The sequence below is a fragment of the Ehrlichia canis str. Jake genome (assembly GCF_000012565.1).
GTDB lineage: Bacteria > Pseudomonadota > Alphaproteobacteria > Rickettsiales > Anaplasmataceae > Ehrlichia > Ehrlichia canis.
In genome coordinates this window covers 748,834-761,893 of sequence record NC_007354.1, presented here as the reverse complement: position 1 = coordinate 761,893, position 13,060 = coordinate 748,834, and the positions used below count along the sequence as shown (strand labels likewise).

Sequence of the window (13,060 nt, the reverse complement as noted above, 5' to 3'; positions counted from 1 at the left end):
CTATGGAATTAAAAGTTATAGTAATAGAATATTATGCTAGAAATAATTATATACTTATATTGACATTTATGTAACCATATTATGTTAAATACATTAATAGTATTATAGATATAATGTTAGTACACTTTTAATAGTGTGGTTTAAAGTCTTGTGTTAGATATGAAGTGTGAAGTGATTAGATTTGTAAAGTTGATAATTACTTTTGTGCCAAGTATTGTTATTGCAAGTTTAGATATTGTCTACTAGAGGCTTTGATCAGTAAATTTGACTTTGAATATTAGGTATAAACTCTCTATAGATGGTATGTAAAATGATTATATTAATGAATTAGGATAGTAGATTTGTATTAAAGTTGGTGATTTGAACTGGTTTTTAAATGTAAACTTTTTAGTGATAGGATGTAGAATGGTAGAGTCAAAAAATATGATAACATAAGTTTTATGCTGTGTATTGTATAGCTTTAGTGTGTTTTAATCGATGGTTTAAATTCTAATTTTTGTAGATATAAAGTTGGATTTGTGAAATTGTAATATTAAGGTAGTAGTTATTTTATACAAAACATTATTGCTACATTAGACATTATAAATATAATTTACCAATAATTTAATGTATGCAAAATTTATATGCCAGTTGACCCAAACCCTTGGTCACCACGCTTTGTGGTATCATCATCTAAATCTTTAACAAGATTCCATGAAGCATGTATTACTGGTGCTATTACCATTTGTGCTATTCTATCACCATATTTGATGGTATATGTCTCATGTCCAAGGTTAATTAAAATGACTTTAATTTCTCCACGGTAATCAGCATCTATAGTTCCTGGAGTGTTAAGTACAGTAATGCCAAATTTGAGTGCTAACCCAGATCTCGGTCTAACCTGAGCTTCATATCCATTAGGAACAGAAATTGCAATGCCAGTATTAATACAAGCTCTGCAACCTGGTGCTAGTATGACATCTTGCGTCATTGCAGAATATAAATCCATACCAGAACTATTCTCTGTTGAATAGGATGGGAGTGGAAGATTATTACTGTTTAACTTGATAACCTTGATCAGAATATCTGTATTGTTCTTCATGGATTTTTCCTATATGCCTTGATGTTATTCAATAATCTTAACTTTATCATGAATTTTATATATAATAAATATGGTAATTTTTCTCGTAGTAAATTTTTAATACATAAAAATATTGATTTTACTCTGTAGTAATATGAAATATAGTTTTATTGTTTATATTCTCTTAGTTGTTTTGGTATATTGAAAGCAATATTTTCTTTAGTGATTTCTAAGTTTGATAACTTGATGTTTAGGTGTTGTTTAAGTGAATCTATAACTTCTGTTATTAATATTTCTGGAGCTGATGCTCCTGCAGTTATCCCAATTTTTTCTACATTTTGTAGAAGACTTAAGTCAATTTCCTTATAAGAATCTATTAAAAAAGCAGGGGCTTTTAATTTAGCTAGTTCTTTGAGACGATTTGAATTTGAACTGTTTTTACTCCCTAGTATAAACACAATGTCTACTAGTTCTGATAATTGTTTTACAGCATTTTGCCTATTTTGAGTAGCATAACATATGTCTTTTAAATCTGGTCCTTTAATATTAGGAAATTTTTGTTTCAACTTATTAATTATTTCTTTTGTATCATCTACACTTAGAGTAGTTTGTGTTACATATGCAAGCTTATTTTGGTTAACAACTGCTATATTGTCAATATCAGATATGGTTTGTACTAATAGTACAGGTGTTGTTATTTGCCCGATAGTTCCTTCTACTTCACGGTGTCCTTTATGACCAATCAATATTATTTGATATCCTTCTCTGTCGTAAGACTGTACTTCTTTATGTACTTTGGTTACTAGTGGACATGTTGCATTTATTATCTCTAGATTACGTAGTTGTGCAAGGTGTTCTATTTCTTTTGAGACACCATGTGCACTGTATATGAGTATTGATCCATCTTCAGCTTGATCTAGTGTATCTATAAAAAGTACACCCATCTCTTTTAAAGAATTAATTATATATTTATTATGTACAATTTCATGTAATACATAAACTTTTCTGTTATTGCTATGGTATTTTATAGCTAATTCTACAATTTCTATTGCTCTGGATACTCCTGCACAGAATCCTCTTGGATTTGCAAGTATGACTTCTACATTTTTTTTTAAAATTTGATCCATTACGTACCTGTCACTTATCCTGTACATTAGTGATAAATATTACAGCACATGAAGTGTTGTAAGTAAAGCATGGAATATGTGTAAATGTTGTTATGATTTGATATTTATACATATCAGGTGATGCATTGCTAAATTGTTAAAATATGTCGTTGTATTTTTAAATAACTAGATTTATTAGTATTTATAAAAAGATAATCTAATATTCAGATGTTAAAGTATGAAACCTGAATACACTTATGAAATTTTACAATGCTTAATTATTTAAATTCTGTCTAAGTTTATAGAATTTCTAACAGAGCTTTTAATTATTTGCTTTTATTAAATTTATAAAGTTATCAAATATATAACTTGAATCATTCGGTCCAGGATTTCCTTCTGGGTGATATTGTACTGAAATTATTGGATAGCCATCTACTTGAATACCTTCTATTGTATTATCAAATAATGACCTATGTGTTACCTGAGCACTTGTAGGAAGTGAATCTTCATTGACAACAAACCCGTGGTTTTGACTTGTGATTTCTATATTGTTGTTAATTTTGTTGTAAACAGGGTGATTACTTCCTCTATGTCCAAATAGCATTTTAGTAATTTTTGCTCCTATTGCTAATGAAATGAGTTGATGTCCTAAGCATATGGCAAGTATTGGTATTTTAGATTCTATTAATGTTTTGATTTCTTCTATAGTGTTTTCAGAAACTGCAGATGGGTCACCTGGCCCATTTGATAATACTATGCCTTGTGGTTTTAATGATAATGTTTTTTTTGATAAATTATCTTCATTTCCTGAAATCATGTGGATTTTGCACCCTAATTCGGATAAAGCATCTAATATACCTGATTTTACCCCGAAATTAACTACAACTATATTATATAGGTGAGTATTATCATCTGTAGTTCTATCATTATTTTTGAATTTTATGGTTAAACAATGTTTTGTATAATTATATCTAGAAGCTTGTTTTTGTAATTCTGATAAGTTTATTAAGTTTATGTCGTCAAAGTGGTATATTACTCCATTTTGTGATCCATTGTTACGCAAATGACATGTCAATGCCCTGGTATCAATTTCAGATATTCCGGTTAAGTTATTTTGTATCATCCAGTGTTCTAAATTTGAATAAGATCTTGAATGAGAGTCTTCTGATATTGTTTTTACTATAATTCCATGGGTTAATATATTGTGATTTTCAAAATCTTTGTGATTTATTCCAACATTGCCAATGTGTGGGAAAGTAAAAGTAATAATTTGTCCTGCAAATGATGGATCAGTGATAGTATGTTGATACCCTATCATTGATGTAGTAAAACATACTTCTCCTACTGTTGGTATCCTACTTCCTATTGATTTTCCGAAAAAATGCTTTCCGTCTGATAATACGAGAACAGCATTGTAATAACTTGTTAATTGAGACATTTTTTATTTAATAAAGCCAACGAATCCTGGAAATTATATAGGAAATTCTTTGAAAGTTAACTATATAATTTACTTTCATGAGATTTGTTGAGTTTACACTTTAACATTATGACCTAATAAAAGTTGATTTTTATATGTTGTATAATATGTTAAACGGTGCGTTAATCTATTCAGTACTTGTGTTTGATGTATATCTGTGCAATATTTAATAAAAAGTGTAGAATTTTTATATGTTAAAAATAGCTATAGTTGGGTTACCTAATGTTGGAAAATCTACTATTTTTAATAGGTTAACTAATCAAAAATCTGCAATTGTGAGCAATACTCCTAATTTGACAAGAGATAGAAGAGAAGGTAATGCTGATTTATGTGGCTTGAAGTTTAAAGTTATTGATACTGGTGGAGTAGATAATACAATAAAATTATCTGCACTAGTATTAGGTCAGGTAAAATTAGCTATAGAAGGATGTGATATTGTATTTTTTGTTGTTGATGCTAAAGTTGAACAGGATGATAAAAATCTGGAATTTGCAAAATATTTAAGAAAGAGTACACAGAAGCCTGTGATATTAGTTGCAAATAAATGTGAAAGTCAGAAAAAATGTTATACTGTAGATTATTTAGGACATTTTGATTTTATAGGTCCGGTTTATATTTCTGCTGAACACAATTTAGGTTTAATTGATTTATATGAGGTTTTGTTACCGTTTGTTGGGGAACATGATTTAGATATTTTAAAATCAGATAACATTAGGCTTTCTATTGTTGGTAGACCAAATGCTGGTAAATCAACTTTTGTTAATAGTTTGCTTGGTGAAAGTAGAATGATTGTGAGTCCTGAAGCTGGAACAACTAGAGATTCTATAGATATAGAGTATCAATATAAAGATCAAATGTTTACATTGATTGATACTGCAGGTATGCGTAAGAAAGCAAAGGTAATTGAAGAGATAGAAGTAAGTTCTGTTCATAAGACTATTGGATCAATTAATAGGTCAGATATTGTAGTGTTGGTTATAGATTCTGTTTATGGTATAGAACAGCAGGATTTATATATTGCTGATCTTGCAATACAAAATGGTAAGGCTCTTATTGTTGCTTTGAATAAGTGGGATATGATTGCTAGGAAAGATAGATCTGAGTTATTAAAAGATATTTGTAATTATAATAAGTTGAACTTTGAAGTTCCAATTGTGGAAATTTCTGCACTTAAAAATATTAACTGTAATAAAGTTATTGATAAGAGCATAGGGCTTTATAAATATCTAAAGATGCGTATTAGTACTCCTATGCTTAATAAATGGTTGAAGCTGGCTGTAGATTATCATAAGCCTCCATTATTTCATGGTAAAGTAGTGAAGCTAAAGTATATTACTCAAGTCAGAGTAATGCCTCCAGCTTTTATTATAGTGGTTAACAATTTAAATGCTATTGACCTAACTTATCAGCAATATTTAATGAGAAGTTTAAGAAAGCATTTCTCGATCAATGAAATTCCAATAAAGTTAAACTTGAAAAAGAATAAAAATCCATATGATAATAAAAATTAGACTTTTTTATTTTATTGATATAACTTACCAGTATTATTAATGGGCAGCTTAGGAAATAGTTTTCTACTAATCTGTATGTTCTTATTATATTTGAAAATAAAGATTATAAAAATTGATAGTTTTATTCCTTGTATTGAATGCTATTAATATAATTTGATCAGAAAAGTATCTAATCAACAATTTAATAGAATAATTTTTTATCAGTAGGAGTTTTATCAAGTTGAGTTTAAAAGAAGTTCACATGGTAAAAAAATAATATTTTTGTAGATTGTTTTATTGTGATTGATTATAGTACTACTTAAAGTAAGCTTAAGAGAATATTTTTCTGTTAATGAAATTCTAATGCAAGAATAAACTTGGAAAGACAAAACTCATATAATAGTAAAATTGTATAGAATAACATACATGTAATCTAGTCAAAATGTATTTAGTGGATGGTTTACTAAAATACTTTTTTATTAATAGAATGATAATCAGTGTACATTAAAAAAAGTGCTAACATTACAAAAATTAATGTTTTCATGGATTGTTTAGTCTTATTGTTTTAGATTACTATCGGTATTCAATGAGGAATTTAATATGTGTCTTGCTATTAGTAGTGAGTTGAATCTTATTTAATTTGAAAAAAATCAACTTTAAAAAAATAGAAATTTTTATTTAGTTAAATTCCACTAACATGGTTTAAGGTGGTTTTCGATAGATTATTTAAAAGTACTTTGTATCTTATGCTTACTGTATAGTATGAAATTACATATAAAAGTATATTACAGATATTCTAGTAATAGTTTACCACTTTTATTTTATTCAAAAATAATATAGGTGATTTATTTGTTGTAGAAAAGTTGAATTCTAGAAAAAACAAAAACTCTTAATTTTTTGAAATATAAGCTTATGTGAAGTTTTTATATATAAGAAAAAGCTTTGTTATAGTTTGATTGTAATTTGTTTTATTTTTTTATAAAAAATAGATTTGTATTATACCTGTTCAATCAGTGAAACACCTGTCATTTCTTTTGGTTTTGCTAAGTTAAGTATTTCTAATATTGTTGGTGCTACATCACATAATCTTCCATTTTTTAATCTGATTTTTTTATTATAGTTGCATATTATAAATGGAACAGGGTTTAATGTATGTGCTGTATATGGCATGTTATTTTTTACGTCAAACATTTCTTCTGCATTTCCATGATCAGAAGTAATTACTAATACGTAATTAGTATTTTGTATGCAGTTTAATATTTTACTCAAGCATTGATCAATTGTCGTTATAGCTTGTTTTGTTGCATCTATGTTTCCAGTATGCCCTACCATGTCAGCATTTGCATAATTTACAATAATTAAAGAATATTTTTGTAGTTTTATTTTTTCAATTATTGTGTCAGTAACTTTTTCTGCAGACATTTCTGGCGTTAAATTATAAGTAGCTACTGAAGGTGATGGAATTATGATTCTGTCTTCATTTTCAAACATATCTTCTTTTCCACCATTAAAAAAAAAGGTTACGTGTGCGTACTTTTCTGTTTCTGCAATTCTTAATTGATGTAATTGATTATTTGCAATAACTTCTCCTAATGTATTTGTAATGTTATTATTTGGAAATAAGCATGGTATGTTGATTTTGTCTGAATATTTAACCATACCTATTGTGTTATCTAATGTTATATGGTTATCGGTTTTAATATCTCCTATAATCATTTTAATGATTTGTATTACTCGATCACTTCTAAAATTTGTCATAATGAATCCATCTTGTGGTTTCATACCTTGATAATTTCCAATGATGCATGGTAATATGAATTCATCTGTGATACCAAGATTATAACTGTCTTGTACAGCTGTTAATGGATCTTCATAACGTTTGGCATTTGCAAATGCTATAGCATTATATGCTTTTGTTGTGCGATCTAATCTATTATCACGATCCATGGCGTAGTAGCGACCGCTTAGTGTTGCAATATTGATGTTATTTAAATGTTTAATATGTTCACATAAAATACTGATATATTTAGTAGCTGATATTGGTGGAGTATCACGACCGTCTAGAAATATGTGAACTGCTACTTGTATTTGAAAGTCAGATAATGTGTTAATTATATCTAAGATATGTGTATAAGATGAGTGTACTCCTCCATCAGATAATAGACCAGCTATGTGACATATGCCATTGTTTTTCTTTATTTTATTGATGAATTCTAATAGATATACGTTGTCTTTGATGTATTTTATTTCATTGTTTATTTTACATAAGTCTTGTAAGACAATTCTACCACTCCCTAAGTTAACATGCCCAACTTCTGAATTTCCTATTTGTCCATCTGGAAGTCCTACAGATGATCCATGAGTAATTAAGTGACTTTTTGGGTACTGTAGTGTTATATTATCCCAACATGGTTTATAGGCTTGAGCAATAGCATTAAATTGGTTATTTTCACCATTGCCCCATCCATCCAATATACATAAAATTACAGAATGATTGGTCATAAATTTAATGAACTGTTTCACTGTTATGTTTATATCATATTTGTTAATATATAGTAGATATATTTTAAAAATTAGTAGATATTTGTACTTGTAATTATCTATCATTTGATATTTTTTATATTGCATTTACAAAGCCTTTGTAAATTAATGTTGTTGATACAGAGTTATTAGGTTTTTATCTGTAAAATCATGATAATATGTGATACTTGAATAATCTGAGTTTAATATCTGAAAATCTATAATATTTTAATTTTCTGTATAATTGATAATTCTAATATTATTGAAGAATTTAGAATAGTGTGAAATATAATATTAAGTTTATATATGTGTTTGGTTCTAGTAAAGTTTTGATTTTTTAGTCACAATTTGATTAAGAACTATTTTTCGATATGCAAATTTAATATGTTTGTGTGTTAAAAATATAAAACTGATTTTAATAGAAAAGTATAAAATTTATAAATTGTAAAAAATAATATTATTTTGTAATACGTATGTAATGAATACATAAAGTAGTTGATTTCTTTGTATAAGTAATATAGTTAGTTTAGTAATGTAATAATTTTTGATATATAAATGATAAAATCCGGTATTGTAACTTTGATTGTTCTTATATTGCTATTTCCTGTATTAGTGTTGGCGAGTGGGGTAGTGCAGGAACATAGTCTTTATGATGTTGAAATGTCTGATAATTCTGGTGGTAATCATGATAAAGATGTTGCTGTTCTAGCTAGTAGTAGGTTGAGTAACAGAGATGTAATCTCTTTAAAGATGCATCAAGGTGTAATGCCTGTATTTGTTAATGATAGGATTATATTTTTAAGCAGGAATGGTATTTTGCATTCTGTAGATAGTAAAAATATTGAAAAATGTTACTGGAAATTGGATCTTACAAAATACAGTAAAATGTATAGGGCTAATATATTATATTCTGAAAATATGGTATTTTATATTGTAGATGATAATGTATATGGTATAGATTTTGAAACTGGAGAAATAAAATGGCAAAAGGGATTAAGTAGTATAATTGCTGGGTCTCCTATAGTTGCTGATAATAATTTGATAGTTGTTACTGTAGATAATAATTTGTCATCTTTTAATGTCTCTGATGGGTCTTTACTATGGAGCAGTCAAGAATCACTTCCTGAAGTGAAAAGCTATAGCTCTGCTTCCTCAGCATTGTATGGTAATACTGTAATATTCTCTTTTTCAAATGGAAAGGTTATTGCATTTAATTATTTAAATGGTTTGAAAATGTGGGAAAGTAATGTATCGAAGGCTAATATTGCTTTTAGTAATGGTGCTGCTTTACAAGCAGCAAATGGTACTGTGATTGCTGTTGATAAATTACATAGTATATCGAATATTGATATTGAATCTGGTAAAACCAGATGGTCAAAAGATTTAAAGGTTGAATATGTTTCTCAAATTGATGGAGGAAATATAGCAGCTATTATTGATAATAAACTTGTGTTGTTGGATGTTAGTACAGGAAATTTTTTATGGCAGTATGATTTGTTGCAGCATGGAAAGCCAAAAAACAAGTGGTGTGCTCCTATTATAATAGGTGATAAAATTTTAGTGATATCCAATGACGGGTGTATGGTATATTTAGATTATAAATCTGGTACTTTAAAAATGGTAAATTATATATTATCGTCAACTTATTATGTGCCAGTATTTCTTAATTCTTCAGTTTATATTGTAACAGATAAAGGTAAGGTAGTTATTTTTCATTGAAATAGTGATATTATGGTATAAATATGCAAAATTATGATATTGTGATTATTGGTGGTGGGCCTGGAGGTTATAAATGTGCAATTAGAGCATCTCAACTTGGATTAAAAGTTGCATGTATAGATAAAAATAAGATTCTAGGCGGTACTTGTTTAAGAGTAGGTTGTATTCCTTCTAAAGCGTTGTTACATTTTTCTCACGAGTATTATCATTTGAAAAATAATTTATCTGAAGTCGGTATAACATTTGATAATTTAAATTTTGACTTAAATAAGATTATGTCATTTAAGGATAAGAATATTGCTGAGTTAGGAAGTGGGATTAGTCAGTTATTTTCTAGTTATAAAATTGATTATTTATGTGGTGCTGGAAAAATAAAATCTGTAGGTTCTAATGATTTTATTATTGCTATAAATGGGGATAATGCTGAGCAGCAGATAACGAGTAAAAATATAGTTATTGCTACTGGGTCTGATGTATCTAGTTTCCCTGGTATTACTATTGATGAAGAAAATATAGTATCTTCTACTGCGGCTTTATCTTTTAAAGAGCCACCAAAGAGATTAGTGGTTATAGGAGCTGGAGCTATAGGGTTAGAAATGTCATCTGTATGGAGTAGATTTGGTTCTGAAGTTACTGTTGTTGAATTTTTAGATAAAATTGCTCCTAGTATGGATGGTGATATTAGTAAAGCTCTACTCACAAGTTTAAAGAAGCAATGTATTAATTTTAAATTGTCTACTAAAGTTGTTTCTATAGATAACAAGGGAAGTAATTTGACTGTACATCTTGAATCTGTAAAAGATGGTAAGTCTGAAGTAATAGAAGCAGATAAAGTTCTAGTATCTATTGGACGTGTTCCATATACTAAGGGGCTGATTGATAATAATTTGATAGAATGTGATTCTAGAGGTTTTATTAAGGTCAATAGTAGATATGAGACAAATATACCAGGTATATTTGCTATTGGTGATGTTATTGGTGGAGCAATGCTTGCACATAAGGCAGAAGAAGAAGGTATTGCTGTTGCAGAATTAATTTCTGGTCATATTCCACATGTGGATTATGAAATTATTCCATCTGTTATATATACACATCCTGCTGTTGCATCTATTGGGAAGACAGAAGAGAGTTTAAAGAATGCTAATTATAGCTATAGTGTTGGTAAATCTAATTTTGCTGCGAATGGTAGATCAAGGATTACAAATAATGCAGTTGGGTTTGTAAAAGTGTTAACTTCTAAGGTAAATAATGCTATTTTAGGTGTTCATATTATTGGTACTTATGCTGATACTATGATTAATGAAGCTGCTATTGCTATGGCTTATAGAGCATCTTCAGAAGATGTATTTCGTATTTGTCATTCACATCCAGACGTTAATGAAGCATTTAGAGATGCATGTGAAGCAGCATTTTTAAATCATTAAATATATGGTTGAAATGTTGTGTTACGTAAGCTGTTAAAGTTGAAGTTACAATATAAGATAGCGTTTTGTATTCTGCTATTGGCTATTTTCTGGATTAGTAGTGGAGTATTTAAGAAAAGTGTACAGACAGAACGAGATGTATTGCATAATAATAATAATGCTCCTAATATTCAAGTGATAGAGTCTCATGCTCAGGAAAAGTTAGTATATTTATCTTTGATAGGTGAAGTAGAAGCTTTCCATCATGTAAATGTTATATCAGAAGTTGCTGGTAAGATATCAGATATCTTAGTAAAAGATGGTGATTATGTTACAAAAGGTAATCTTTTAGTTAAGGTAGAAAAATATGAAAAAGAAGCACAATTAAAGCAAGCTCAAGCTTTGTTAAGGCAAAGGGAGCTTGAATATAAAGCTTCACAATCTTTAAATGAACATGGTTATAGGTCTGAAATAAATGATGCATTGTCTTTTGCTGCTTTGGAATCAGCTAAAGCTGATGTAAAAAGAGCACAAATTAATTTAGGTAGTACTGAAATAAATGCTCCTTTTTCTGGATTTATAGATAAAATTAATGTCCAAGTTGGTGAATTGCTATCTCCTGGAATATCAATTGTGCACTTAGTTAATTTTGATAAAATCAGGGTTGTTACTTATGTTCCAGAAAAATATTTAAATAAGTTGAAGTTAGGGAGTATTTGTAAGATTTTAATGGCACAAAATAAGGAAATAGATGCTCCTATTACTTTTATTAGTAAAGTAATAAATAGTAATACAAGAACTTATAGAGTTGAGATGGTATTGGATAATGATGATTCAAAGGTTTTTGCACATGGTGCTGTTTATTCTGTAAAAATTCCATTAGGAAATTATAAAGCTCACAGGATTTCATCTTCTGCTTTAGATTTACAAGATAATGGAGATTTAGGTATTAAAGTAATTATTGATGAGAGAGTAAAATTTATACCTATTGAGATTATTGATAGTGAATACAATGGAGATGTTTGGATTGTAAATTCTCCTGATAATATTAAATTGATTACTTTAGGGCATGAATATGTGAAAGAGAATACGCATATTGAGTATGAATAGCAATAGTAAACTTGTGCATTAATTTTACTTTGTTATATTATAAAAAAAATTATGTTGCAGGTTAGAGTTGTGTATTCTACAATGTAAAAGGTTTATTATTTGATAAAATGTAGTGGTAACAAAAGAAGGTATAATTGAAGCTGAGGGTATTGTAGTTAAGTTATTACGTGATGCAACTTTTATGGTAAAGCTCAATGACAATTACGAAATTATAGCACATGCTTCAGGGAAAATAAGAAAAAGTAAAATACGTATTTTAATGCACGATAGAGTATTAGTAGAGATTAGTACTTATGGTATTAATAAAGGTGAAGTGGGAAAAGGTAGGATTATTAGAAGATTGAAAATTACAGATGCTTAAATTTGATAATTTGATATTAGCTTCTTCTTCAAAGCAAAGATTGTCTTTACTAGAACAAATTGGTGTGGTTCCTGGTGAAATAATATCTCCTGATATAGATGAAGTGATTTTAAAAAAAGAATTACCTAAGGCTTATTCTATACGTATAGCTCAAGCAAAATGTGAAAAGGTGAAGTTATTACATCCTGATAAGTTTGTATTAAGTGCTGATACTGTTGTATGTTGTGGTAGGAGAATATTGCCAAAAGTAGAAACAGAAGAGCAAGCTCTTGAGTGTATAAGATTAATATCAGGACGTAGGCATAGGGTATATACTACTGTTTGTTTATATACTCCTCATGGTAAATTACATTGTAGGAATGTTGTGACAGTAGTGAAATTTAAGAATTTATCTGTACAAGAAATAGATGCTTATATAGATTCTAGGCAATGGTATGGAAAATCAGGGGCATGTAGTATACAAACTAATGCTGGTAAATTTGTATTATCAATCAATGGTTCATATTCTTCTATTATAGGTTTACCATTATATGAAACTTATTCAATTTTGAATCGGTATTTTTCTATATAAGTGACTTAGTTGTAAATATTAAATTTTGTGTAATTAAGTTATATGATGATATACATAGTGTGTTGGATTGCTTTTCTCTAAACTATACATGTAGATCAAGGATTTTTTGTAATTAAGTAAAATCTTTCGTTTTATCATTAATTTTGTACTTTTGAGTGTATACATATTAAAAACAGTATTGAATATTCTTTAAATTTGTTTATTAATTTGTATTATTTTACAACACTATAAAATGCATTTCAT

General features: G+C 28.3%; 10 protein-coding genes. 6 read left to right on the top strand and 4 right to left on the bottom strand.

Annotated features, from left to right (window positions below; translation table 11 throughout):
* Positions 1–619: 619 nt before the first annotated feature.
* From dut to carA, 3 genes are all read right to left on the bottom strand, one after another.
* Complete coding sequence (gene dut / locus ECAJ_RS02730; protein WP_011304641.1) at positions 620–1,081, bottom strand: dUTP diphosphatase; 462 nt, start codon at positions 1,079–1,081, stop codon at positions 620–622.
* A gap of 146 nt (positions 1,082–1,227) precedes the next feature.
* A complete protein-coding gene (gene ispH, locus ECAJ_RS02725; protein WP_011304640.1) occupies positions 1,228–2,187 on the bottom strand; it encodes a 4-hydroxy-3-methylbut-2-enyl diphosphate reductase in 960 nt (319 codons plus the stop codon).
* Between the two features lie 301 nt (positions 2,188–2,488).
* On the bottom strand, positions 2,489–3,604 hold the full coding sequence (carA, locus tag ECAJ_RS02720; protein ID WP_011304639.1) for a glutamine-hydrolyzing carbamoyl-phosphate synthase small subunit: 1,116 nt from the start codon (positions 3,602–3,604) through the stop codon (positions 2,489–2,491).
* 230 nt (positions 3,605–3,834) lie between these two features.
* On the opposite strand from carA, the gene der reads away from it, so the two are divergent.
* Entirely contained in the window at positions 3,835–5,154 is a 1,320-nt protein-coding gene (gene der / locus ECAJ_RS02715) for a ribosome biogenesis GTPase Der (RefSeq protein ID WP_011304638.1), read from the top strand.
* A gap of 975 nt (positions 5,155–6,129) precedes the next feature.
* Here the strand turns inward: der and gpmI are convergent.
* On the bottom strand, positions 6,130–7,635 hold the full coding sequence (gene gpmI, locus ECAJ_RS02710; protein WP_011304637.1) for a 2,3-bisphosphoglycerate-independent phosphoglycerate mutase: 1,506 nt from the start codon (positions 7,633–7,635) through the stop codon (positions 6,130–6,132).
* Between the two features lie 573 nt (positions 7,636–8,208).
* On the opposite strand from gpmI, the gene ECAJ_RS02705 reads away from it, so the two are divergent.
* The 5 genes from ECAJ_RS02705 to ECAJ_RS02685 all read left to right on the top strand — a co-directional run bounded on the left by ECAJ_RS02705 (position 8,209) and on the right by ECAJ_RS02685 (position 12,817).
* The gene (locus ECAJ_RS02705) at positions 8,209–9,372 is read left to right on the top strand and encodes a PQQ-binding-like beta-propeller repeat protein (RefSeq protein WP_011304636.1); all 1,164 of its coding nucleotides are present in this window, start codon (positions 8,209–8,211) and stop codon (positions 9,370–9,372) included.
* 23 nt (positions 9,373–9,395) lie between these two features.
* Positions 9,396–10,796, top strand: coding sequence for a dihydrolipoyl dehydrogenase (lpdA, locus tag ECAJ_RS02700; protein ID WP_011304635.1), 1,401 nt, complete (start codon positions 9,396–9,398; stop codon positions 10,794–10,796).
* Between the two features lie 18 nt (positions 10,797–10,814).
* Positions 10,815–11,885 carry an efflux RND transporter periplasmic adaptor subunit gene (locus ECAJ_RS02695; protein ID WP_011304634.1) on the top strand — a complete coding sequence of 357 codons (1,071 nt, stop codon included), beginning with the start codon at positions 10,815–10,817 and terminating at the stop codon, positions 11,883–11,885.
* Between the two features lie 112 nt (positions 11,886–11,997).
* Positions 11,998–12,246 carry a translation initiation factor IF-1 gene (gene infA, locus ECAJ_RS02690; RefSeq protein ID WP_011304633.1) on the top strand — a complete coding sequence of 83 codons (249 nt, stop codon included), beginning with the start codon at positions 11,998–12,000 and terminating at the stop codon, positions 12,244–12,246.
* Positions 12,239–12,817, top strand: coding sequence for a Maf family nucleotide pyrophosphatase (locus tag ECAJ_RS02685; RefSeq protein WP_011304632.1), 579 nt, complete (start codon positions 12,239–12,241; stop codon positions 12,815–12,817). The genes infA and ECAJ_RS02685 overlap by 8 nt, the downstream gene beginning before the upstream one ends.
* The last annotated feature ends 243 nt before the right edge of the window (positions 12,818–13,060 follow it).